Origin of the sequence: Nonomuraea sp. GTA35, from assembly GCF_041950525.1 — a bacterium.
Lineage (GTDB): Bacteria > Actinomycetota > Actinomycetes > Streptosporangiales > Streptosporangiaceae > Nonomuraea.
The window spans coordinates 575,704-597,148 of the sequence record NZ_JBGNUV010000006.1; the positions used below are offsets into that span (position 1 = coordinate 575,704).

24 protein-coding genes are annotated in these 21,445 nt (G+C 70.9%); 15 read left to right on the forward strand and 9 right to left on the reverse strand.

Translation table 11 applies throughout. The features are described from left to right. The 3 genes from ACBJ32_RS29265 to ACBJ32_RS29275 all read left to right on the forward strand — a co-directional run bounded on the left by ACBJ32_RS29265 (position 1) and on the right by ACBJ32_RS29275 (position 2,067). Positions 1–828: an amino acid ABC transporter permease gene (locus tag ACBJ32_RS29265; RefSeq protein ID WP_357871766.1), complete on the forward strand. Its 828-nt coding sequence runs from the start codon at positions 1–3 to the stop codon at positions 826–828. Continuing rightward, complete coding sequence (locus ACBJ32_RS29270) at positions 825–1,571, forward strand: amino acid ABC transporter ATP-binding protein (protein ID WP_357871763.1); 747 nt, start codon at positions 825–827, stop codon at positions 1,569–1,571. The genes ACBJ32_RS29265 and ACBJ32_RS29270 overlap by 4 nt, the downstream gene beginning before the upstream one ends. A gap of 70 nt (positions 1,572–1,641) precedes the next feature. Further along, the gene (locus ACBJ32_RS29275; RefSeq protein ID WP_375129410.1) at positions 1,642–2,067 is read left to right on the forward strand and encodes a CGNR zinc finger domain-containing protein; all 426 of its coding nucleotides are present in this window, start codon (positions 1,642–1,644) and stop codon (positions 2,065–2,067) included. Here the strand turns inward: ACBJ32_RS29275 and ACBJ32_RS29280 are convergent. Continuing rightward, on the reverse strand, positions 2,064–2,369 hold the full coding sequence (locus tag ACBJ32_RS29280; protein WP_375129411.1) for a S24 family peptidase: 306 nt from the start codon (positions 2,367–2,369) through the stop codon (positions 2,064–2,066). The genes ACBJ32_RS29275 and ACBJ32_RS29280 overlap by 4 nt on opposite strands. 88 nt (positions 2,370–2,457) lie before the next feature. Between ACBJ32_RS29280 and sodN the strand changes: the two genes are divergently transcribed. The 3 genes from sodN to ACBJ32_RS29295 all read left to right on the forward strand — a co-directional run bounded on the left by sodN (position 2,458) and on the right by ACBJ32_RS29295 (position 4,210). Beyond that, the gene (gene sodN / locus ACBJ32_RS29285) at positions 2,458–2,859 is read left to right on the forward strand and encodes a superoxide dismutase, Ni (protein WP_148442130.1); all 402 of its coding nucleotides are present in this window, start codon (positions 2,458–2,460) and stop codon (positions 2,857–2,859) included. Positions 2,860–2,987: 128 nt separating this feature from the next. Beyond that, positions 2,988–3,413 carry an anti-sigma factor gene (locus tag ACBJ32_RS29290; RefSeq protein ID WP_225269218.1) on the forward strand — a complete coding sequence of 142 codons (426 nt, stop codon included), beginning with the start codon at positions 2,988–2,990 and terminating at the stop codon, positions 3,411–3,413. Between the two features lie 17 nt (positions 3,414–3,430). Next, entirely contained in the window at positions 3,431–4,210 is a 780-nt protein-coding gene (locus ACBJ32_RS29295) for an RNA polymerase sigma factor SigF (RefSeq protein ID WP_171074665.1), read from the forward strand. Positions 4,211–4,324: 114 nt separating this feature from the next. On the opposite strand, the gene ACBJ32_RS29300 is transcribed toward ACBJ32_RS29295, so the two are convergent. Then, positions 4,325–4,738: a hypothetical protein gene (locus ACBJ32_RS29300; protein ID WP_357871755.1), complete on the reverse strand. Its 414-nt coding sequence runs from the start codon at positions 4,736–4,738 to the stop codon at positions 4,325–4,327. An 88-nt stretch (positions 4,739–4,826) separates the two neighbouring features. Here ACBJ32_RS29300 and ACBJ32_RS29305 point away from each other — a divergent pair, with 88 nt between their 5' ends. Continuing rightward, on the forward strand, positions 4,827–5,792 hold the full coding sequence (locus ACBJ32_RS29305) for a diacylglycerol/lipid kinase family protein (RefSeq protein ID WP_375129412.1): 966 nt from the start codon (positions 4,827–4,829) through the stop codon (positions 5,790–5,792). 273 nt (positions 5,793–6,065) lie between these two features. Further along, on the forward strand, positions 6,066–6,320 hold the full coding sequence (locus ACBJ32_RS29310) for a WhiB family transcriptional regulator (RefSeq protein ID WP_357871749.1): 255 nt from the start codon (positions 6,066–6,068) through the stop codon (positions 6,318–6,320). A gap of 72 nt (positions 6,321–6,392) precedes the next feature. Here the strand turns inward: ACBJ32_RS29310 and ACBJ32_RS29315 are convergent, their stop codons facing one another. After that, on the reverse strand, positions 6,393–7,862 hold the full coding sequence (locus ACBJ32_RS29315) for a histidine kinase N-terminal domain-containing protein (RefSeq protein ID WP_357871747.1): 1,470 nt from the start codon (positions 7,860–7,862) through the stop codon (positions 6,393–6,395). Positions 7,863–8,325: 463 nt separating this feature from the next. On the opposite strand from ACBJ32_RS29315, the gene ACBJ32_RS29320 reads away from it, so the two are divergent. From ACBJ32_RS29320 to ACBJ32_RS29345, 6 genes are all read left to right on the forward strand, one after another. After that, positions 8,326–9,045: a GntR family transcriptional regulator gene (locus ACBJ32_RS29320; RefSeq protein ID WP_148442136.1), complete on the forward strand. Its 720-nt coding sequence runs from the start codon at positions 8,326–8,328 to the stop codon at positions 9,043–9,045. Next, a complete protein-coding gene (bioD, locus tag ACBJ32_RS29325) occupies positions 9,042–9,761 on the forward strand; it encodes a dethiobiotin synthase (protein ID WP_375129413.1) in 720 nt (239 codons plus the stop codon). The genes ACBJ32_RS29320 and bioD overlap by 4 nt, the downstream gene beginning before the upstream one ends. Positions 9,762–9,878: 117 nt before the next feature. Next, on the forward strand, positions 9,879–11,039 hold the full coding sequence (locus ACBJ32_RS29330) for a histidine kinase (protein WP_375129414.1): 1,161 nt from the start codon (positions 9,879–9,881) through the stop codon (positions 11,037–11,039). After that, positions 11,030–11,686, forward strand: a complete 657-nt coding sequence (locus ACBJ32_RS29335) for a response regulator transcription factor (protein WP_185101018.1) — start codon at positions 11,030–11,032, stop codon at positions 11,684–11,686. Before ACBJ32_RS29330 ends, ACBJ32_RS29335 begins: the two co-directional genes overlap by 10 nt. Before the next feature lie 5 nt (positions 11,687–11,691). Further along, positions 11,692–12,459, forward strand: coding sequence for a hypothetical protein (locus tag ACBJ32_RS29340; RefSeq protein ID WP_375129415.1), 768 nt, complete (start codon positions 11,692–11,694; stop codon positions 12,457–12,459). 40 nt (positions 12,460–12,499) lie between these two features. Further along, positions 12,500–14,146: an acetolactate synthase gene (locus ACBJ32_RS29345; protein WP_375129416.1), complete on the forward strand. Its 1,647-nt coding sequence runs from the start codon at positions 12,500–12,502 to the stop codon at positions 14,144–14,146. 8 nt (positions 14,147–14,154) lie between these two features. On the opposite strand, the gene ACBJ32_RS29350 is transcribed toward ACBJ32_RS29345, so the two are convergent. Then, positions 14,155–15,861 carry a serine/threonine-protein kinase gene (locus ACBJ32_RS29350; protein WP_375129417.1) on the reverse strand — a complete coding sequence of 569 codons (1,707 nt, stop codon included), beginning with the start codon at positions 15,859–15,861 and terminating at the stop codon, positions 14,155–14,157. A gap of 243 nt (positions 15,862–16,104) precedes the next feature. Between ACBJ32_RS29350 and ACBJ32_RS29355 the strand changes: the two genes are divergently transcribed. Continuing rightward, a complete protein-coding gene (locus ACBJ32_RS29355; protein ID WP_357871729.1) occupies positions 16,105–16,485 on the forward strand; it encodes a thioesterase family protein in 381 nt (126 codons plus the stop codon). A 59-nt stretch (positions 16,486–16,544) separates the two neighbouring features. Here ACBJ32_RS29355 and ACBJ32_RS29360 read toward each other — a convergent pair whose 3' ends face one another. The 5 genes from ACBJ32_RS29360 to ACBJ32_RS29380 form a co-directional block, all read right to left on the reverse strand. Continuing rightward, on the reverse strand, positions 16,545–17,840 hold the full coding sequence (locus ACBJ32_RS29360; protein ID WP_375129418.1) for an HD-GYP domain-containing protein: 1,296 nt from the start codon (positions 17,838–17,840) through the stop codon (positions 16,545–16,547). Beyond that, on the reverse strand, positions 17,837–19,192 hold the full coding sequence (locus ACBJ32_RS29365) for an HD-GYP domain-containing protein (protein WP_357871720.1): 1,356 nt from the start codon (positions 19,190–19,192) through the stop codon (positions 17,837–17,839). Before ACBJ32_RS29365 ends, ACBJ32_RS29360 begins: the two co-directional genes overlap by 4 nt. A gap of 221 nt (positions 19,193–19,413) precedes the next feature. Continuing rightward, complete coding sequence (locus ACBJ32_RS29370) at positions 19,414–20,355, reverse strand: NAD-dependent epimerase/dehydratase family protein (protein ID WP_375129419.1); 942 nt, start codon at positions 20,353–20,355, stop codon at positions 19,414–19,416. 94 nt (positions 20,356–20,449) lie between these two features. Further along, positions 20,450–20,716, reverse strand: coding sequence for a mycothiol system anti-sigma-R factor (gene rsrA, locus ACBJ32_RS29375; protein WP_225269233.1), 267 nt, complete (start codon positions 20,714–20,716; stop codon positions 20,450–20,452). Continuing rightward, positions 20,713–21,318, reverse strand: a complete 606-nt coding sequence (locus ACBJ32_RS29380) for a sigma-70 family RNA polymerase sigma factor (protein WP_043624264.1) — start codon at positions 21,316–21,318, stop codon at positions 20,713–20,715. The genes rsrA and ACBJ32_RS29380 overlap by 4 nt, the downstream gene beginning before the upstream one ends. Between the last annotated feature and the right edge of the window lie 127 nt (positions 21,319–21,445).

Below are 21,445 nucleotides of genomic sequence, written 5' to 3' on the forward strand. Positions count from 1 at the left end.
ATGGCCGACCAGCCGAAGACGGCTGAGCCTGGGCGTACCAGGCTCAGCCCTCGGAAAAAGCAGCAGGTCAGCCGAGGTATCCAATACGTCGTACTGGCCGCCGCGCTCGTCGCCGTCGTACTGTACGCCGACTGGGCCAGCCTCGCCCAGAACTTCGCCAAGGCCGACGTGGCGAGTGCCGCGCTGCCCGAGCTCTTCACCATCGCGCTGCGCAACACGATCATCTACACGGTGGGCGGGTTCGTCTGCGCGTTCGTGCTGGGCCTGGTGCTGGCGCTCATGCGGCTCTCGCAGGTCCGGCCGTACCGGTGGATCTCGCTCATCTACATCGAGATCTTCCGCGGGCTGCCCGCGCTGCTGATCTTCCTGCTGATCGTGTTCCTGCCGCTGGCGCTGCCGGGCTTCGAGGTGCCCGGCGGCACGTACGGACAGGGCATCCTCGGGCTCGGCCTGGTCGGCGCGGCCTATCAGGCGGAGATCTTCAGGGCCGGCCTCCAGGCCGTGCCCAAGGGTCAGACGGAGGCCGCCAGGTCGCTCGGCATGTCGGCCACCCGTGCCCAGGTCACCGTGGTGATCCCGCAGGCGATCCGGATGGTCATCCCGCCGACCACCAACCAGTTCGTGGCCCTGCTGAAGGACTCGTCGCTGGTGCTGTTCCTCGGCGTGTCCGGCGAGTACGTCGAGCTGGCCAAGTTCGGCAACGACCTGGCCTCCCAGTACGCCAACGCCACGCCCATCATGGTCGCCGGCATCACGTACCTGATCGTCACCATCCCGCTGGGGTACCTCGCGTCCCGGCTGGAGGGGCGTAAGGGGAGGAATCGATGACAACCCACGCCATCGAGCTGCGCGACCTGCACAAGTACTTCGGCAAGAACGAGGTGCTCAAGGGCATCGACATGACCGTCGACCCGGGCCAGGTGGTCTGCGTCATCGGCCCGTCGGGCTCGGGCAAGTCCACCCTGCTGCGCTGCGTGAACCTGCTGGAGACGCCGACCAGGGGCAAGGTGTTCGTGGAGGGCGTCGAGGTCACCGACCCCGACGTGGACCTCGACGCCGTACGCCGCCGCATCGGCATGGTCTTCCAGCAGTTCAACCTGTTCCCGCACATGACCGCGCTGCAGAACGTCATGATCGCCCAGCAGCGGGTGCTGAAGCGCGGCAAGCGCGAGGCCGAGATCATCGCCCGGGACAACCTGGACAAGGTCGGCGTCGGCGCCAAGTGCGACTCCCTGCCCGGCCAGCTCTCGGGCGGCCAGCAGCAGCGCGTCGCGATCGCCAGGGCCCTGGCCATGAATCCCAGCCTGATGCTCTTCGACGAGCCCACCTCGGCGCTCGACCCCGAACTGGTCGGCGACGTGCTCACCGTCATGCGCAAGCTGGCGGAGGAGGGGATGACCATGCTGGTGGTCACCCACGAGATGGGCTTCGCGCGGCAGGTGGCCGACCGGGTGGTGTTCATGGACGGCGGCGTGATCGTCGAGGACGGCGCCCCCGCTCAGGTCATCGGCGACCCCCAGCAGGAGCGCACCCGTACGTTCCTGCACCGCGTCCTGCACCCGGAGGAGTAGCCGGCCAGGGGCGGGGCACACCGGGAAGCTCGCCACCCGGGTGCCCCGCCTTCTGCTGTAATGGACCGGCATGGACCTCACCTCTTACGCCGAGTGGGCGGTCCGGCTGGCCAACGATCCTGACCCGCCGCCCGAGCTCAGGCGGCTGCGCGACGAGCTGGCCGCCGTGTTCGACGCGGCCGGCGACGCGCGCGCCGTGGCCGAGCGGCTGAACGCCCTGCTGGTGCGCTACCCCGTGCGCCCCCAGCTCTCCGACCACGACGGCCACGACTGGCACCTGCACCTGGCCGAGGACCCCGCCGCGACCGCCGTCATGGGCCTCGCCTCGGTCGTCGCCGAGCTGGGCGTGGACCGCCTCGGGCGGTGCCGCGAGCCGCACTGCGGCCTGGCCTTCCTCGACACCTCGTCCAACCGCTCCCGCCGCTACTGCTCGGCCCGCTGCGCCAGCCGCGCCAACGTCGCCGCCTTCCGCGCCCGCCGCAGGAACGGCTCCTAGCCCTTGCGAGGCGACCTGCGCAGGAGCGGCCAGTAGCGCAGCACCACGCGCCCCACGATGTCGTCCACCGGCCCGAAGTCCCAGCTGTCGCGCCGCCCGCCGGCCCGCTGGTTGTCGCTCTCCAGCCACCAGCCGCCGGCCCCGTGCCACTGCGCCCGCTTGACGATGAGCCGATCGGGATCGCCGGGCAGCCTCGCCACCACGAGGTCGCCGGGGCGCACGGTGGCCCCCCGGCGTACGAGGAGCCAGTCGCCGGGCAGCAGCGCGGGCCGCATCGAATCCCCTTCGACACGCACTCTCATCGTCTAGACCCCCCACTCCGCAGGCGTTGGGACACGAGTAAGGTCGTTGATGGACCAAGCTGATTCAGCATCCAGGAAGGATTTTCTGATGCTCGCACGACTGCTACGACCCAAGCATGTCGCTTCCGCTCACTGCGACCTGCCCTGTGGGGTCTACGACCCCGCTCAGGCCCGCATCGAGGCCGAGTCGGTCAAGGCGATCATGGAGAAGTACGCGGCCAACGAGGACCCGGTCTTCCGCGCCCGCGCCATCAAGATCAAGGAGGAGCGGGCCGAGCTGGTCAAGCACCACCTCTGGGTGCTGTGGACCGACTACTTCAAGCCGCCGCACCTCGAGCAGTACCCTCAGCTGCACCAGCTCTTCTGGGACGCCACGAAGCTCGCCGGCGCCGCGGGCGCCAAGGGCACCGTGGAGGTCGCCAAGGCCGAGGACCTGCTGGGCAAGATCGACGAAATCTCCAAGATCTTCTGGGAGACCAAGGCCGCCTAAAACGGCACATAAGGCTCTGTGCGGTTACCAACCGCACAGAGCCTTTTCCGTAGATGGCGAGTCTGATTCATCCAAGCACCTCTGAAGGGCGGTAAGTTGCAGTCAGCGTCGGATTCGCGAGGAGGAACGTGACCGAGGAAACCGAGACGCGCGCGGAGGGCGTGGCGGGCATCCGAGACGTGGTGAGCATCAGGCTCCCCGCGGCGAGTGCCTACCTGTCTGTGCTGCGTACGGCTACCGCCGGCCTGGCGGCGCGGCTTGACTTCACCCTGGACGAGATCGAGGACCTGCGGATCGCGGTCGACGAGGCCTGCGCCATGCTCCTGAACGAGGCGGTGCCCGGCACCGACCTCACCGCGGAGTTCGAGCTCACCGGGCAGGAGATGCAGGTCAGGGTCGAGGTGGCGACTGTCGGCAGCTCCGCGCCCAAGCGCGACGACTTCGCCTGGATGGTGCTGACCGCCCTGGCCGACGACGTCGACGCGGTGACCGACTCCCCTGATCGCATGGCGATCGTCCTGCGTAAGCGCCGAGGCGCGGCGAGGCCGGCGTGACGGAAAGGACTGGAGCCATGGCCACCAGCGAACACGCCGTGCCCGACAGGGTGCGTGCCCGCATGCTCTTCGCCGAGCTGGCCGAGCTGGGCCCCGAGGAGCCGCGCCGCCAGCGCATCAGGGATGAGCTGGTCGAGCTTCACCTTCCTCTGGTCGAATACCTGGCTCGCCGCTTCCGCAACAGGGGCGAGTGGCTCGACGACCTCACCCAGGTCGCCACCATCGGGCTGATCAAGTCCATCGACCGGTTCGATCTCAACCGGGGCGTGGAGTTCTCCACCTACGCCACGCCCACCATCGTCGGCGAGATCAAGCGGCACTTCCGCGACAAGGGCTGGGCGGTCCGCGTGCCGCGCAGGCTGCAAGAGCTGAAGCTCTCGCTGACCAAGGCGATCAGCGACCTGTCCCAGCGCGAGGGCCGCGCCCCGACCGTGGCGGAGCTGGCCTCCTACCTCAAGATGACCGAGGAGGAGGTGCTCGAGGGGCTCGAGTCGGCCAACGCGTACTCCACCGTCTCGCTGGACGCGCCCGACTCGGGCGACGACGACGCCCCCGCGGTGTCCGACTCGCTCGGCATCGTGGACGAGTCGCTGGAGGGCGTCGAGTACCGCGAGTCGCTCAAGCCGCTGCTCGAACGGCTGCCGCCGCGCGAGAAGCGCATCCTGCTGCTGCGCTTCTTCGGCAACATGACGCAGTCGCAGATCGCCACCGAGCTGGGCATCTCGCAGATGCACGTCTCGCGCCTGCTCGCCCGCACGCTGGCGCAGCTGCGCGAGGGCCTGACCGCCGACGACTGAGCCCCGGCTTTCCGCGCGTCGCCGCTCCGCGGCCCGATGTGCGGAAACGGGCCCACCGCCGACGCCGAAACGCGCCGATGCGTGGAAGCGGCCTGACGGCGCGGGGTAACCGGCCTAACGGCGCGAGGGATCCGCGTCCGACGCCTGGCCGTCGCCGTAGAGCGCCTGCGTGGTCGGGGGGGCCAGCAGCGTCACGAGCCCCGCCAGGCTCACGACGATCATCAGGATCCCGAGCTGCGGCTGGCCCGACGTGATGAGGGTGCCGCCGACGGGCAGCATGAAGATCTGCGTCAGCACGCCCGGCGACCTCCCCCACCGCTCCGTCCTGAACAGCCCGCCCCAGGCCACCCAGAGCAGGCCTGCCCCGACGAGCAGCCCGAACCCCGCCACGGCCAGGGCCGTGGAGATGTCGTCCGGTGCCCCGGTCAGGGTCTGCACCGCGACGTAGCCGCCGAGCCCGAGCGCGACCAGCCCTTCCAGGGCGACGATCGAGGCGGCGATGAGCAGGGTAAGCGGGCGACCGTTCACGTCCGTACCCTACCTCCCGGGCCGGACGGGCCGGAAAATAGGACGTTCGGCCGATAAGTCGGACAAGGTCACCGGCTACGCTGGCGATATGCGCGCAATGCTGCTGGTCAACCCCAAGGCCACGACCACGAACGCCCGTACCCGGGACGTGCTGATCCGCGCGCTCGGCGCGGCGGTCGAGCTCACGGTCGAGGAGACCCGCTACCGCGGGCACGCCGCCTCGCTGGCGGCCACCGCGCGGGCCAAGGGGTACGACGTGGTCGCGGTGCTCGGCGGCGACGGAACGATCAACGAGACGGTCAACGGCCTGCTGAACCCGGTGAACGGCGGCGACGACCCGCCGAGGGACGACCCCAGCACCGGCCGCCCCGGCCTGATCGTCATCCCCGGCGGCAGCGCGAACGTCTTCGCCCGCGCGCTGGGCCTGCCGAACGACCCCGTGGAGTCGACCGGCCAGGTGCTGGAGGCGCTCAGGGAGGGCCGGCGCAGGACCGTGGGTTTGGGCCAAGCCCTTTGGGAGGGGCAGAGCCGCTACTTCACCTTCTGCTCGGGGATGGGCTACGACGCAGAGGTTGTACGGGCCGTGGAGGGCCTCAGGGGCACCGGGCGTAAGGCTACCCCTGCACGGTATGTGAACACGGCTCTGAGGCACTATCTGGCCACGGACAAGCGGCATCCCGCGATGACCGTGACCGGCCCCGGCATCCCGGCCGCCGGCGGGGTGTTCATGGCGATCGTCTCCAACACCTCGCCGTGGACGTACGTGGGCAGCAGGCCCGTCCGGCCCACCCCGTGGGCGAGCTTCGAGACCGGGCTCGACCTCCTCGGCATGCGGCGCATGGGGCCGATGACGCTGGCGAACGTGATCCGTCACATTCTCACGGAGAGTGACATCCTTCCGTCCGGCCGGCACCTCGTCCAGATGCACGACGAGGCCGAGATCACGCTCACCGCGGACCGTCCCGTGGCCTTCCAGCTGGACGGCGACTACCTGGGAGAACGGGAAACCGTAACATTCCGGTCTACACCGAACGCATTACAAGTTCTGGTCTAGTCGGTTACATTCGGTCATTGTGTGACGCATCCGACATCCATAACCGCCAAAACTTCCCGCCAACCCCCTTGCGTGCACTCTCCGTGGCTGACAGGCTCGTTCATGACGTCGGAACGTAGGACCTTTAAACACCCCAGGGTCCTCCGATCGTCAGCGGGCAACCCCGGTCCACACAAGGATGCGGGTAATTGTTCGCGCGAGTTAGTGAAACTCTTCACAAAGTAGTAGCCGCACGGAGCCGACCAGAGGCTCCATCTACTAAGGAGTGGACGCATGGACTGGCGCCACCGAGCTGCCTGCCGTGACGTGGACCCCGAGCTGTTCTTCCCGATCGGCAACACCGGCCCGGCACTCATGCAGATCGAGGAGGCCAAGCAGGTCTGCCGTTCCTGCTCGGCCGTCGAGGCCTGCCTGAAGTGGGCGCTGGAGTCCGGCCAGGACGCCGGCGTCTGGGGCGGCATGAGCGAGGACGAGCGCCGCGCGCTCAAGCGCCGCTCCGCCCGCGCCCGCGCCCGCGCCACCGCCTGACCCACCACACCCCCAGAACAGACGCGACGCCGGCCCGCGCGCAGCAGCGGCCCCGTCGTCAAGCCGGCGCGTTCAGCCCGGCGGGAGCGGGATCGACAGGACGACCTCCGTGCCGCCCTCCAGGCGCGGCTCAATGGTGAGCCGCCCGGACAACTCCCCCTCGACCAGCGTGCGCACGATCTGCAGCCCCAGACTGGTGGAGCTGTCGAGGTCGAAGCCGCCGGGCAGGCCGCGGCCGTCGTCCCAGACGGTCACGTTCAGCCGCTCGTGCGCGGGCTCGACCACCACCTCCAGCCGCTTGGGCCGGCCATGCTGCAACGCGTTCTGCAACAGCTCGGTCAGCGCCATGGCCAGCGGTGTGGCGATGAGCGAGGGCAACACCCCGAACGCCCCCACCCGGCGCGGCGTGACACCCGCCTCCGGCGACGACACCTCTCCCGCCATCGCGATCACCCGATCGGCGATCTCGTCGAAGTCGACGAACTCCTCGGGTGCGTGCGACAGCGTCTCGTGCACGATCGCGATCGACCCGACCCGGCGCACCGCCTCCTCCAGCGCCTCCCGCCCCTCGGGCACCTGGAGCCGCCTGGCCTGGAGCCGGAGCAGCGCGGCCACGGTCTGCAGGTTGTTCTTGACCCGGTGGTGGATCTCGCGGATGGTGGCGTCCTTGGTCATCAGCTCGCGCTCGCGCCGCCGCAGCTCGGTCACGTCCCTGATGAGCACCAGCGCGCCGATGCGGCCGCCGCCGACGATCAGCGGGATGGCCCGCAACTGCACGATCGTGCCGCCCGACTCGACCTCGGTCTCCTTGGCCGCGCGCCCGCTGGCCACGATCATGAGGTCCTCGTTGATCGGCTCGTCCGAATAGCACAGCGTGGCGGTGACCCGCCCCAGCTCGGCGCCGACCAGGTCGGCGTGCAGGCCGAGCCGCCGGTAGGCGGACAGCGCGTTCGGGGAGGCGTACGTGACGCGCCCGGCCCTGTCCAGCCTGAGCAGACCGTCGCCGACGCGCGGCGAGCGCACCAGGATCGGCTCCTCGCCGGAGAACGGGAAGCGCCCCTCGGCCACCATCTGCGCCAGGTCGGAGGCGCTCTGGAGGTAGGTCAGCTCCAGGCGGGACGGCGTGCGGGCCGAGGAGAGGTTCGTGGAGCGCTGGATGACCCCCAGGAAGCGGCCCTCGCCGCCCTCGACCGCCCGGCGCACGGGGATGGTCTCCTCACGGACGGGCACGCCGGTGGACCAGTCGGGATCGCCCTCGCGGCAGATGCGGCGCTCGTTCCAGGCCGTGTCGATGAGGTTGCGCTCGCCCTTGGCGGCCACGGTGCCGACGATGTCGTCGTGGTAGACGGTCGGGCCGGTCGTCGGGCGCATCTGGGCGATCGCGATCCAGCCGCTCTCCCCCAGCAGCGGCGCCCACAGGATGAGGTCGGCGAAGGACAGGTCGGCCAGCAACTGCCAGTCGGAGACCAGCGAGTGCAGCCAGTCGAGGTCCGCCTCGTCGAGCGCTGTGTGGCGGGCTACGAGGTCGCTGAGAGTCGGCACGAGTGCATCATGCGTGCTTTCCCCCGCAACAACCAAACCGACTCCCGGTGAGAGGCGGCAGGGTGAAGCCGATAGCGGACGAGCAGGCAGGGTTCACGCCAGCGGGGGCATAACACCATATGGCGGGGGGTTCAATCTCATATTGTGAGAACCATCACAGGGTCGAAGTCGCCGGAGCCCAGGACGGGCCGGTGCGCGGCGAGCCGGAGGTGATCCACACGGGCAGGTGGTTCTTCCGCGACACGGCGCGCGGACCGGCCTCGGTTTCGATCGTGCGCGCTGCTGTGGATATCCTTCACAATCAACCTGAGCTGCCCGGATCCGCGTGTGCTCACACCCGTACGCGCCCGGAGCCTGCGGGCCGCTCCAGCCCGCGGTTGACCGCTCGGGCCGAAGTGAGTTCCGATGATCTCGCGGTGATCAGACACGCCCTCACCGCCGTGGCAGAAGTGAAGGTGAGAGCGTGACAGACGACAGCCCCCGCGTTCCGAAGTACTACGACGTGAAACGGGCCCTGCTCGAGCTCACCAAGACCCTGCCCCCCGGCACGGCCCTGCCGCCCGAGCGCACGCTGGCCGTACGGTTCGAGACCTCGCGCACCACCGTCAGGCAGGCGCTGACCGAGCTGGTCGTCGAGGGGCGGCTGCTGCGCATCCAGGGCAAGGGCACGTTCGTGGCCCAGCCCAAGGTGGCCCAGGTGCTGCAGCTCACCTCCTACATCGGAGATCTGCGCACGGCCGGCCTGGAGCCGGACACCAAGATCCTGGAGATCGGCTACATCACCGCCGACGAGGCGCTCGCGCGGCGCCTGGCCATCAACCCGGGCGGCCGCGTGCTGCGCATCCACCGGCTCAGGCTCGCCAACGGCGAGCCGGTCTCGATAGACACCACCCACCTGTCCGCGCGCCGCTTCCCCCGCCTGCGGCGCGAGCTGGAGGTGCACGCCTCCCTGTACGAGACGCTGCACAACGCCTACAACGTGCGGCTGACCGACGCCGAGGAGATCATCGAGACGGTCCTGGCCACCCCCTACGACGCCAAGGCGCTCGGCGTGGACGTCGGCCTGCCGATGCTGCTGCTCACCCGGCACGCCTTCGACGCCGACGGCAACCCCGTCGAGTGGGCGCAGTCGCTCTACCGCGGCGACCGGTACAAGTTCGTCACCCGCCTGCGCCGCCCATGAGCGTCCTGGTCGTCACGGGCACCGGCACCGGCGTCGGCAAGACGGTCGTGACGGCGGCGCTGAGCGCGCTGGCGCTGGCCCGCGGGTCCGCGGCGGCGGTGGTCAAGCCCGCGCAGACCGGGCTGGCGGCCGGCGAGCCGGGCGACGTGGACGAGGTCATCCGGCTGTCCGGCGTCACCACCACGTTCGAGCTCGGCCGCTTCCCCGGCCCGCTGCCGCCCGCGGCGGGCGCCAGGGCTGCGGGAGTTCCGCCCGTGTCGCTGTCCGCGGCCGCCGGGCTGGTGCGGGAGCTGGCCGAGAGCAACCGCCTGGTCGTCGTGGACGGCGCCGGCGGGCTGCTCGACCGCTACGACGAGGAGGGCGCCACCCTGGCCGACCTGGCCCGCGCCCTGCGCGCGCAGGTCCTCGTCGTGGTGCGGCCCTGCCGCGACACCGTCAACCACACCGCGCTCACCCTGGAGTCGCTGGCCCACCACGGGCTGGACCTGGCCGGGATCGTCATCGGGCGGTGGCCGGCCGCGCCCGATGCCGCCGCGCGCGGCAGCGTGACGGATCTGGAGATGCTGGCGGCCAGGCCGCTGGCAGGCGCGCTGCCCGAAGGCCTGGGCGGCCTGCGGGGGCGCCAGGAGTTCGCCGAGGCGGCCCGCGAGGGGCTGGGCGCCACGTTGGGCGGCGCCTTCGACCCGCTGGCCTTCAGGCAGCGCCACAGCCTCTAGCCGAACCACGGGATGCCACGCCGGACGCATCGGTTCGCGGGGGTGGGGCTAGCCCTACCATGCACCGGCACACCAGACCCATTTCGCGTCCTCGCTCCAGGTCAATACCGTTGAGGCATGAAAGTCCCCCGTCCCTGGTCGGCGCGGGCCTGGCTGGACACGGCCCATGTGATGATCGGCTTTCCGGTCGCCGTGCTGCTCGGCGGGCTCACGCTGCTGCTGGCCGTGGCGCCGCCGCTGCTGCGGCGGGCCCTGCCGTGGTTCACCAGGGTGCAGCGCTCGCGGCTGCGCGCCTTCCAGGGCGTGCGCATCCCGCCGGTGCCCGCCCCGGCGAGCTGGCGCGATCCGCTGACGTGGCGGCAGATCGGCTACCACCTGCTGTCGCCGGTGGTGGGCCTGGCCGGTGCCGTCCTGGTGGCGTTCGCATGGGGCGGGGCGGTGGTCGGGCTGCTGGCGTTCCTGCCGCCGAAGCTGGAGGAGCCGCCGCTGGAGTTCGCGCTCGACCTCAGGGACAACCGGGTCCAGCTCGGCTTCATCCTGGTGGGCCTGGCGCTGCTGGTGCTCGCGCCGTTCCTGGCCCGCGGCATGGCCGCGCTGGACCTGTCGGTGGCCCGTACGCTGCTCGGGCCCAGCCGTACGGAGCTGGGGCAGCGCATCGAGACGCTGACCGAGAGCCGGGCCGGCGTGATCGACGCGGCCGACGCCGAGCGCCGCAGGATCGAGCGCGACCTGCACGACGGCGCCCAGCAGCGGCTCGTCTCCCTGGCCATGAACCTGGGCCTGGCCAGGGCCACCCTGACCGACCTGCCCGATCCGGCCCGCGAGGCCATCGAGCAGGCGCACGAGGAGGCCAAGCAGGCGCTCAAGGAGCTGCGCGACTTCGTCCGCGGCCTGCACCCCGCCGTGCTCAACGACCAGGGCCTGGACGCGGCGCTGTCCGGTGTCGCGGCCCGCGCGCCCTTCCCCGTCAAGCTGCGCGTCGACATCGAGCGGCGTACCACGCCCACCATCGAGGCGGTGGCGTTCTTCACCGTGTCGGAGGCGCTCACCAACATCGCCAAGCACTCGGCGGCCACCAGGGCCGAGGTGAGCGTGCGGCGCGAGCGCGACCGCCTGCACGTGCTCGTCTACGACGACGGGTGCGGCGGTGCCAGGATGGACGGCGGAACCGGGCTGCGCGGCCTGGCCCAGCGGATCGACGCCGTGGACGGGACGCTACGGCTGTCCAGCCCGCTGGGCGGACCGACGACGATCGAGGTGGAGCTGCCGTGCGAGTAGTGCTCGCAGAGGATTCCGTGCTGCTGAGGGAGGGCCTGATCCGGCTCCTGGCAGCCGCGGGCATGGAGGTGGTGGCGGCCGTGGACGAGGCGGAGGGCCTGCTGCGGGCGGCCGAGGAGCACCGCCCCGAACTGGTCGTCACCGACGTCAGGATGCCGCCCACGCACACCGACGAGGGGCTGCGGGCCGCGCTCGTGCTGCGCCGCCAGCAGCCGGGCCTGGCCGTCCTGGTGCTCTCGCAGTACGTCGAGGAGCGCTACGCCGCCCAGCTCCTCGCCTCCGCCTCGGCAGGCGGCGTCGGCTACCTGCTCAAGGACCGGGTGGCGGACGTGGCGGAGTTCATCGACGCGCTGCGCAGGGTGGCCTCCGGCGGCACCGCGCTCGACCCGGAGGTCGTGGCCCAGCTCCTGCTGCGCGGCAACAGCGACCCGCTGGAGCGGCTCACGCCGCGCGAGCACGAGGTGCTCAGGCTGATGGCGGAGGGCCGCTCCAACGCCGGCATCGGGCAGGCCCTGGTGCTCAGCGAGGGGGCCGTGGGCAAGCACATCGGCAACATCTTCACCAAGCTCGACCTGCCGCCCGCCGAGGGCGACCACCGGCGGGTGCTCGCCGTGCTGCAGTTCCTCAAGATCCGGAGCCTGCCGTGAGAGCGGTGTGGCTGACTGCCGGCGCCGCGGCCACCGTGTTCGCCCTGGTGCTGTCCACGGCGCTGCTCTGGCACGGCTTCGCCAGTGCCAGGACACCGACGGACGTCACCATGCGGTCCATCCCGTTCGACGGCCAGGAGCTGCGCGTCAAGGCCGGCAAGGGCCGGGTGAACGTGTGGGTCCTGTCGGGGAAGGCGGGCGAGCTGCTCATCCAGAGGTCGCTGAGCTGGTCGCGCGAACGGCCCACCGTCACCGAGGACTGGGACGCCGAGTCCGCCACGCTGCGGCTCGACGCCGTGTGCCCCGGCTCCGACCAGCCGCGGGGGCCGATCTGCGAGGCCGACTACGTGGTGGCCGTGCCGCCGGAGACCACGCTCGAGGCCGCCACGTCCGTCGGCGCGCTCGTGGTCTCCGAGCTCTTCGGCGACCTGCGGTTGACGACCGTGTCCGGCAACGTGCGCGTCAACGCCCTCGCCGGCGACCTCTGGGTGCGGACCGGCACGGGCCGCGTGGACGGGGATCGCCTGCGCAGCGAGCGGGCCGACGTGGAGGTCGGCTCGGGGGACGTCGCGCTGACCTTCCGCAGCGCCCCGTCCCAGGTCAAGGCGGTCGTGCGCACGACGGGCGACGTCCACATGCACGTGCCGCCGAGCCTGTACGCCGTCTCGGCCGAAGGCGCCAACACCACCGTCGACGTCAGGAGGTCCCCCGACGCGCCGAGGAAGATCACCGTGAGGGCGCCCGAGGGCCTCGTGAGCGTGTGCTGCCGATGAAAGTCTGTTTACCTGTGTGACTGGTTGGTAAGTTCCCGGCATGGAGTCTGCGAAGCACGCCGGTGACGCCGCCGTCGCCGTGTCCAAGGCCTACGGTGTCGAGACCATGTTCACCCTGTCGGGAGGGCACGTCTTCCCGCTCTACGACGGCGCCGTGCACGAGGGCATGCGCATCCTCGACGTACGCCACGAGCAGAGCGCGGTCTTCGCCGCCGAGGCGACCGCCAGGCTGACCAGGAAACCCGGCCTGGCCGTGCTGACCGCGGGCCCCGGCATCACCAACGGCGTCAGCGGCGTCGCGACCGCCCACTTCAACGGCTCCCCCGTGGTCGTCCTGGGCGGCAGGGCGCCCCAGTCCCGCTGGGGCAGCGGCGCCCTGCAGGAGATGGACCACCCGCCGCTGCTCGACCCGATCACCAAGCTGTCGTTCACCGCGTCCGGCGCCGACTCCGTCGGCCAGGACGTCGAGGTCGCCTTCCGCACGGCGGTCGCGCCGCACCGCGGCCCCGTCTTCCTCGACTTCTACATGGACCACCTGTTCTCCCCCTCGCCGGTCCACGAGGTGCACACGCAGTCGCCGTCACCGCTGGAGCCCGACCCCGACGACCTGGCGGGCATCGCGCGGCTGCTGTCCGAGGCCGAGCGGCCTGTGCTGGTGTACGGCTCCGACGTGTGGATGGACCGCGCCGAGGAGGCCGCCCGCGACTTCGCCGAGACGTGGCGGCTGCCGGTCATCCCCAACGGCCAGGGGCGCGGCATCCTGCCGTCCGGCCACGAGCTGCTCGTCACCCGGGCCCGCGGCCTGGCCTTCGCCCAGGCCGACCTGGTCATCGTGATCGGCACGCCGCTCGACTTCCGGCTCGGCTACGGCTGGTTCGGCGGCAAGGACGGCGCGCCGCTGGCCAGGGTGGTGCACATCGCCGACGCGCCCTCGCAGCTCGCCACGCACATGCAGCCGGCCGCGTCCGCCGCCGGCGACCTGTCGGTGGTGTTCTGGAGCCTCGGCACGGCCTGCGGCGAGGCCGGGGTCAAGCCCGACGCGTACGCCTCGTGGGTCACGAGGCTGTCCGAGGCGGCCGGGGCGGCCATCGCCGGCGACGCCGAGCTGCTGGCCTCCGGCTCCGACCCGATCCACCCGATGCGCGTCTACGGCGAGCTGAACAGGGTCCTCGACGACGACGCCGTGGTGATCGGCGACGGCGGCGACTTCGTCTCCTACGCCGGCAAGTACGTCGAGCCGAAGCAGCCGGGCAACTGGCTCGACCCGGGCCCGTACGGCTGCCTGGGCACCGGCCTGGGCTACTCCATCGCCGCCCGCCTGGCCAGGCCGTCCTCGCAGGTGGTGCTGCTGCTCGGCGACGGCGCCGCCGGGTTCTCGCTGATGGACGTCGACACCCTCGTCCGCCACAACCTCCCGGTCGTGATGGTCTGCGGCAACAACGGCATGTGGGGGCTGGAGAAGCACCCCATGCAGATGTTGTACGGCTACGACGTGGCGGCCGAGCTGCAGCCGCAGTGCCGCTACGACCAGGTCGTGACCGCGCTCGGCGGGGGCGGCGAGCTGGTGACGAAGCCGTCGGAGATCGGGCCCGCGCTGCGCAGGGCGTTCGACTCCGGCGTGCCGTACCTGGTCAACATCGCCACCGACCCGCAGATCGCCTACCCCCGCAACACGACGGGGGTGTGAGCGACCCCCTACGACTTCTTCGCCGTGGGGGTGGGGGTCGTCGGGGTGGGCGTGGGCGAGGCGTCCTCGGGGCAGACGCTGTCGACGACGACCAGGGTGACCGTGGTGCCCTTGGTCACCGCCTTGCCCGCGCCCGGCATGGACGCCTTGACCCGGCCGCAGCGCATGCCGTCGGTCGTGGTGGTCTGGTCGTCGGGGTTGGACAGCAGGCCGGCCGCCTCCACCATGTCCACCGCCTCGAGGTAGCGCTTGCCGATCACGTTCGGCATCAGCACCTTGTTGCTGGACGTGGTCGGGGTGGGCGTCTTCGACGTCGACGGGGTGGACGAGGGCGTGCTGGTCGGCGTCTTCGTCGGCTCCTCGGTGTCCTCCGGCGTCTGCGTGGGCTTGCCCTCCCTGGTGGCGGGAGGCCTGATCGGCTCCTTCGTCGTTGGATCGGTCTCGGGCCTCGTCGTCTTGGTCACGGGCTTGGACGGCGGCTTGGTGGTCTTCGTGTCGTTGCCGAGGGGGGTCTCGGTGACCGTCTGCTCCGGGGCACCGAGGGGCATGCCCGTCAGCGCGACCGCGGTGGCGCCCGCGCCGAGCACGACCGCCGCGGCGATGCCCGCGATCAGGCCGGTCCTGCGCGGCGCCTTGGCCGCGCGGCGGCTCCCGCGCCGGTCGGAGATCGCCGTGTCCTCGTGCGCCATCCTGGCGCCCGTCTGGTAAGGGTTGGCGTCGCGCTGGCCGGGCTGCTGGAACTGGCCGGTCTGCTGGTACTGCTGGCCGCTCTGGGCGTACTGCTGGCCCGTCTGCGGGTACTGCTGCTCGCCTGGGCCCTGCGGGTACTGCTGGCTCGGCTGCTGCTGCGAGGGCTGGGCCATGGTGGAGCCGGTGGCCAGCTCGGGCACGGCTGGCGCCTGCCCGCTGGCGATCGCCCTGGCGGCCTCGCTCATCGCGCGGGCGCTCGGGTAACGCCTGGCCGGGTCCTTCGACAGGGCGATCTCCACCAGCGTGCGCACCGACTGGGGGATGTCCTGGGGCAGCGGCGGCGGAGCCTCGCGGATGTGCTTGAGCGCGATCGTGACCGCGCTGTCGCCGTCGAACGGCCGCTGGCCGACCAGGCACTCGTACGCGACCACGCCGAGCGCGTAGATGTCCACGGCGGGCGTCACAGGGGCGCCCTCGGCCTGCTCGGGCGCGCAGTAGGCGGCGGTGCCGAGCACCATGCCGGCGTCGGTGAGCCGGCTGGCGATGTCGGAGCGGGCGATGCCGAAGTCGGTGAGGACGAGGGTGCCGTCGCGCTGCACGAGCAGGTTGCCCGGCTTGACGTCGCGGTGGACGATCCCCTGGTCGTGCACGGCCTGCAGCGCGGACGCGGCCTGCGCGATGAGCTCCATGGCCGCCTGCGGCGGGATGCGCCCCAGCCTGCCGAGCAGGCGGTCGAGCGGCTCGCCGTCGACGAACTTCATCACCAGGTAGACGGTGTCGCCGCTGACGCCGTAGTCGTAGACGTCGACCACGCCGGAGTGGTTGATCGTGGCCATCGCCCGCGCCTCCCCCTGGAAGCGAGCGACGAACCCGGGGTCCTCCATACGGCCGGGGAGCAGCACTTTGACGGCGACGGTGCGTGCGAGCACGACGTCCTCGCCTCGCCACACCTCGCCCATGCCACCGGCGCCGATGCGGGTATCCAGCCGATACCGCCCCGCCAGCGTCGTCCCTTGGGCCACCATGATTCCCCCGCTACCCCCCTACGTCCCGGAACCCATTTACCTCGCCCACCCCGCGGATCTCCAACAAAGCGAAGTTTTGTCGCGGTGAGGTAACACAGTGGTCACGGAACTCAGAGAGTGTACGACTCACCTGACCCACATGCCACTCAAATGCCTCAAGCCGTACAAAGCCTATCCTGGGGCCTTCCTGCCTGACTTGTCCGCGTTTCCGGGAAGTCAGCGGCCTCATGAGAGGCTCGTCCCATGACGCTCACGCCTGGTCTCCGTGCCCAACTGCTCATCATGGTCGAGATGGAGGACACCGCGAAGCGGATCGGCAGCGGAGACGTTCCCGTGCTGGCCACGCCCCGGTTGCTCGCGCTGGCCGAGGCGGCGACCGTACGCGCCGTCGAGCGGCACCTCGCGCCCGGCGAGACGTCCGTCGGCACCCGGGTCGAGCTCGAACACCTGGCCGCCAGCCCCCTCGGCGCGCACGTCCAGATCGGCGTGGAGCTGACCGAGGTGGACGGCCGGCGGCTGGTCTTCGCGTTCGAGGCGCACGACAAGCACACCGTGGTCGGCAAGGGCACGATCGAGCGGATCGTGGTCGACCGCGCCAAGTTCCTCGCCCGCGCTACCCGATGACGGCGATCAGGTCGCCTTCCTGGATCACGTCGCCCTCGGCCAGCGGGGCTCCCCTCGTCTCACACCCGCCCGCGGTCGATCACCCGGGCGAGCGCCTCGACCGCATGAGGATCGTACGCGCTCCCCGACGACAGCCGGATCCGCTCCAGCGCCGCCCCGCCTCGGTCGCGATCGGTGGAGGGCCCGACCAGGTCGTCGTAGGCGTTGGCGACCTTGATGATGCGGCTCGACAGCGGCGGGTCGTCGGTGATCGGCTCGCACTGCCTGCTGACCACCTCGGCCACCCGGTCCAGCACGCCCGTCTGCCTGATCACCTCCGCGCCCAGCTCGGCGATGCGGCGGGCCTGCTCGGGCTCGGTCAGCACGGTCGCGCCGCCGGGGATCGGGTCGCGCAGCGAGAGCTGGCCGATGTCGTGCATCAGCGCGGCGTACTCCAGCTCCAGCAGCTCGGGCTCGGCCATGCCCAGCTCCCTGCCGATGGCCACGGCCAGGCGGCTGACCCGGCGTGAGTGCCCCGGCTCGACGTACCCGCCCACCTCGGTGACCCGCGACAGCGCGCGGACGGTCTGCAGGTAGGTCGCCCTGATGCCGGCGTACTTGCGGAAGGCCACCTGGGTGACCAGCAGCGGCGCGGCGAACACCAGCAGCGCCACCAGGTCCATGCTGTGCGTGGCCAGGGCGAGCAGCACGCCGGACGAGGCCACGGCGGCGCCGAGCGGGAAGGCCATGTTGATCTCGTCGCGCACGGCCACTCTGAACGCCGTACGCACCTGCTCGGCGCGCAGCAGCGCGGCGATCAGCACGTCGATGAGCAGGGTGATCGCGATGAGCGTGACCATGACCACCAGCGCCGGCCACCACGTCCGGGTCGGCGGCTTGGTCATCTCGTAGAGCGGGGCCGCCAGCGGCCGGAACGCGAAGGCCAGCAGCGCGCCGGTGAGCAGCCGCCTGGCCATCGCGTCGAGCCGCGGCGGGCGGCCGACGGCCAGGTGCGGGAGCGCCCCCGCCGTCATGCCCACCGCGATCACGGCCACGACCTGCAGCGCGGAGTGCTCCAGCGGGACCTGGCTGAGGTCGAGCAGCAGCGTGTAACCCAGCGCGGCGGCGGCGCCGATCGGCGCGACCTCCCTGTTGCCCGGCATGGTGAGCCTGGCCAGCTCGCCGACCGCGATCAGCGCGCCGAACCCGACCGCGATCTCCGGCCGCTCCAGCCCGACCGCCGCCGTGTGGGCCACGCCCGCCAGCGCGACCAGCCCGGCCGCGCAGATGAGCAGGAGCTGGCCGGAGTCGAGACGGCGCAGGACCGTGTTCAGCGATCGTCCGGTGGTGCGCCTGACACGCTCTGTCGCGATCATGAGCCGGTCACGACCTGGATGGGCATCGTCGGGTCGTCGTGGTCCTTGATCGTCGCCTCCGCGGCGTCGGGCGGCGGCTGGTCGACGCGGCGCGGCGGCTGCCACGGCTCGTGCTCCAGCGCGCGGATGAAGGCCGCCACCATCACCGGGTCGAAGTGCGTGCCCGCGCTCTTGCGCAGCTCCTCGACGGCCTCGGGGACGGGCCTGGCGCCGCGGTAGGAACGGTCGGAGGTCATCGAGTCGAACGCGTCGGCCACCGCGATCACCTTGGCGAACTCGGGGATCTCGTCACCGGCCAGCCCCATCGGGTAGCCGGTGCCGTCGTGCTTCTCGTGGTGGTGCATGATCCCGGCGTACGCCTCGTCGAGGAAGCCGATGCCCCTGACGATCTCCAGCCCGCGCATCGGATGGAGCTGGATCGCGGCGAACTCCTCCTCGGTGAGCGGCCCGTCCTTCTGCAGGACCTTGGTGGGCACGCCGAGCTTGCCCACGTCGTGCAGCATGCCGGCGTAGCGGATGGCGCGCACGCGCTCCAGCCCCATGCCGATCTCCTGGGCGATCATCGAGGAGGCGTGGGAGACGCGCGTGCAGTGGCCCCTGGTGTAGTAGTCCTTGGTCTCCACGGCCTGGCAGAGCGCGGCGATCGTGGCGTCGTACGAGCGCTGCTGCGCGTGGTACTGGCCGAACGCCCAGCGCGCCACGAACAGCGGCAGCAGCACCAGCACCGCCGAGATCGACGCCACCGTGGCCCACAGGCCGGCCACCAGCAGCCCGAACGTCCCGTACCCCAGGTAGGACAGCAGGAACTGGGCCATGCCCCGCATCGGCACCTCGGTGGCCCGCACCTGGGTGGCCAGCCCGATCATGGTGAGCGTGAGCGCGATGTTGAGCGGCACGAAGACGGCCGTGGCGGCGGCGTACGGGCCGATGAGGTCGTCGAAGGCGTTGACCTCCGGCACGCCCACGCGGCCGTCCAGCGCCTCGTACACGCGCCCCGCGACGAAGCCGCAGATGGCGAACTGCGCGCCGTTGAACAGCCGTTTGATCAGCGGCAGCCCCGGCCGCACGCTGAGCACGGCGGTCAGCCCCACCAGCGCCGCGCCCTCGGGGCCGAGCAGCACCACGGCGGCGAGCGAGGCGGAGAAGCTCACCGACACGGCGAACTGCTCCACGTTGAGCAGCGTCGGCATCGACTCGCACACCAGGAACAGCAGGGCGAGCACCAGGAGGATGTCGAGGTCCTCCGTGGCCACCGGCGCGCCCGAGACGATCACGCCGCGTACGACGAGTGCGGCCGCCGCACAGATCACGGCGACCAGATAGACCCTTGCGGGCCACGGCAGATCACGCATTGCGGCCCCCCACGGCGATCAGGTCCAGGACACCCCAGGAGGAACCGCTCCGCCGATCAGCATGATCACCGGGGTGACCAGCACGACGACCGTGAGCAGCCGGGCGACCGTAACCTTGAACATCCACATGCCTCCACGTCGACTTGTGGGGTTCACGCTACAGAACCCGACGTGGCCGCATGGGCGGAGTCGGAAATCGCAAGCAAAGCGTAATCAAGCCACTACTTCGCGCAACGGCTCGCCGCCCACTCGACGGTCTTCTTCACCCCGGTCGACAGGTCCGTACGCGGCTGCCAGCCGAGCCCCTCGTGGGCGGGCACCGGATCGACCGCCATCGCCGGCAGGTCGCCCACGCGCGGCGGCGCGAAACCGGGCTTGTCCTGGGCACCGGCGGCGTCGGCGATCAGCGAGTGCAGCCGCCGGTCGGTGGTCTGGATGCCGGTGCCGAGGTTGAAGCGGCGGCCGTTGCCGTCGGCCCCGCACGCCCTGACGAAGCCGTCGACCACGTCGCCGACGTAGACGTAGTCGCGGGTCTGGGTGCCGTCGCCGTAGAGGACGGTGGGCGTGCCGTTGATCAGGGCGTCGGTGAAGATGGCCACCACGCCCGCCTCGCCGTCGGGCGACTGGCGCGGGCCGTAGACGTTGGAGAGCACCAGCGTCGTGTACTCGATGCCGTACAGCGCGCGGAACGTGGCGAGGTAGATCTCGCCGCTGAGCTTGGAGGCGGCGTACGGCGAGCGCGGGTCCGTGGCCGCGTCGCCGGGCACGGGGATCGTGGCGGGGCGGCCGTAGACGGCCACCGACGAGGCGAACACCACCTTGCGCGTGCGCCCCTCGTGGGCGGCGTTCAGCACGGCCGCCGTGCCCTCGACGTTGAGCCTGGCGTCGTGGGCCGGGTCGGTCACGCTCTTGCGCACGCTGATCTGCGCGGCCAGGTGGCAGACGACCTCGGGCTGCAGCTCGGCCATCAGCCCGATCAGCGCCGGGTCCCTGATGTCCATCTCGTGCAGCCGGAACCGGTCGCTGCCCGCGGCCTCCACCAGGTTGTCGCGCGTGCCGGACGACAGGTCGTCCACGACGTGCACCTCGTGCCCGTCGGCCAGGAGGCGATCGACGAGATTCGAACCGATGAAGCCGGCACCCCCGGTGACCAGAACACGCATGCAGGAGATCCTAGTCGTCCGGCCCTTCCCGTCGGACAGCCCCTCCGGCCGGCCGGCCCGCCGTCAGCCGGCGAGCCTTCTGGTCGGCGAGCCTTCAGTCGGCGAGCTCGGACCTCACCTGGGCGATGCGGGCCAGCACCTTCGAGCGCAGGTCCGCCGGGACCGGGTCACAGCCGCAGTGCTTGTGCACGAGCGCCTTGATGGCCTTGTCGAGGTCGTACTCCTTCAGGCACGGGCTGCACTCGTCGAGGTGCACGCGGATCTCCGCGACGTCCCCCTCGGTCAGCTCACCGTCGAGGTAGGAGTACACCTTGTCGAGGACCTCGCGACAGTCGGTGTCATGCGGGTTTCCACAGCTCATTTCGATCCCTCCGCCGGGACCAGGCCACGCTCGCGAGCATAGTCCTCTAGGAGGCCCCGGAGCTGCCTGCGCCCTCTGTGCAGCCTCGACATCACGGTGCCGATCGGAGTGCCCATGATGTCGGCGATCTCCTTATAAGGGAAGCCTTCGACGTCGGCCAGGTAGACGGCGATCCTGAACTCTTCGGGAAGGGCCGCGAGCGCCTGCTTGATGTCACCGTCGGGCAGGTGCTCCAGCGCCTCCACCTCGGCCGACTTCAGCCCGCTCGAGGTGTGGGACTCGGCGCGCGCCAGCTGCCAGTCCTCGATCTCCTCCGTGCCCGACTGCTTCGGCTCCCGCTGCTTCTTGCGATAGCTGTTGATGAAGGTGTTGGTGAGGATCCGGTAGAGCCACGCCTTGAGATTCGTGCCCTGCTGGAACTGGTGGAACGACGCGAACGCCTTGGCGAAGGTCTCCTGCAGCAGGTCCTCCGCGTCCGCGGGATTTCGGGTCATCCGGAGCGCGGCGGAGTAGAGCTGCTCGAGATACGGCATGACGTCGCGCTCGAATCGCTCGCTTCGCTGCTCCAGCGTCTCCGCGCCTGTCGCGGGCACCGGACCCACCCCCCTAAGATCACCGGTGGCCGGCTGTGGCGGAACACCGTACTCAGGGGAGGATACCCGCTGGCCCGTGACCAGTCGGTCAGCGGGCTGGGGTTCTACCAATGTGAGCATGCTCGTCGCAACACGC

Excerpts from the sequence above, each read along its gene's own strand:
- ACBJ32_RS29265 (WP_357871766.1), top strand. The coding sequence starts at position 1 with ATGGCCGACCAGCCGAAGACGGCTGAGCCTGGGCGTACCAGGCTCAGC.
- ACBJ32_RS29270 (WP_357871763.1), top strand. The coding sequence starts at position 825 with ATGACAACCCACGCCATCGAGCTGCGCGACCTGCACAAGTACTTCGGC.
- ACBJ32_RS29275 (WP_375129410.1), top strand. The coding sequence starts at position 1,642 with ATGGACCTCACCTCTTACGCCGAGTGGGCGGTCCGGCTGGCCAACGAT.
- ACBJ32_RS29280 (WP_375129411.1), bottom strand. The coding sequence starts at position 2,369 with ATGAGAGTGCGTGTCGAAGGGGATTCGATGCGGCCCGCGCTGCTGCCC.
- sodN (WP_148442130.1), top strand. The coding sequence starts at position 2,458 with ATGCTCGCACGACTGCTACGACCCAAGCATGTCGCTTCCGCTCACTGC.
- ACBJ32_RS29295 (WP_171074665.1), top strand. The coding sequence starts at position 3,431 with ATGGCCACCAGCGAACACGCCGTGCCCGACAGGGTGCGTGCCCGCATG.
- ACBJ32_RS29305 (WP_375129412.1), top strand. The coding sequence starts at position 4,827 with ATGCGCGCAATGCTGCTGGTCAACCCCAAGGCCACGACCACGAACGCC.
- ACBJ32_RS29310 (WP_357871749.1), top strand. The coding sequence starts at position 6,066 with ATGGACTGGCGCCACCGAGCTGCCTGCCGTGACGTGGACCCCGAGCTG.
- bioD (WP_375129413.1), top strand. The coding sequence starts at position 9,042 with ATGAGCGTCCTGGTCGTCACGGGCACCGGCACCGGCGTCGGCAAGACG.
- ACBJ32_RS29330 (WP_375129414.1), top strand. The coding sequence starts at position 9,879 with ATGAAAGTCCCCCGTCCCTGGTCGGCGCGGGCCTGGCTGGACACGGCC.
- ACBJ32_RS29345 (WP_375129416.1), top strand. The coding sequence starts at position 12,500 with ATGGAGTCTGCGAAGCACGCCGGTGACGCCGCCGTCGCCGTGTCCAAG.
- ACBJ32_RS29350 (WP_375129417.1), bottom strand. The coding sequence starts at position 15,861 with ATGGTGGCCCAAGGGACGACGCTGGCGGGGCGGTATCGGCTGGATACC.
- ACBJ32_RS29355 (WP_357871729.1), top strand. The coding sequence starts at position 16,105 with ATGACGCTCACGCCTGGTCTCCGTGCCCAACTGCTCATCATGGTCGAG.
- ACBJ32_RS29360 (WP_375129418.1), bottom strand. The coding sequence starts at position 17,840 with ATGATCGCGACAGAGCGTGTCAGGCGCACCACCGGACGATCGCTGAAC.
- ACBJ32_RS29365 (WP_357871720.1), bottom strand. The coding sequence starts at position 19,192 with ATGCGTGATCTGCCGTGGCCCGCAAGGGTCTATCTGGTCGCCGTGATC.
- ACBJ32_RS29370 (WP_375129419.1), bottom strand. The coding sequence starts at position 20,355 with ATGCGTGTTCTGGTCACCGGGGGTGCCGGCTTCATCGGTTCGAATCTC.
- rsrA (WP_225269233.1), bottom strand. The coding sequence starts at position 20,716 with ATGAGCTGTGGAAACCCGCATGACACCGACTGTCGCGAGGTCCTCGAC.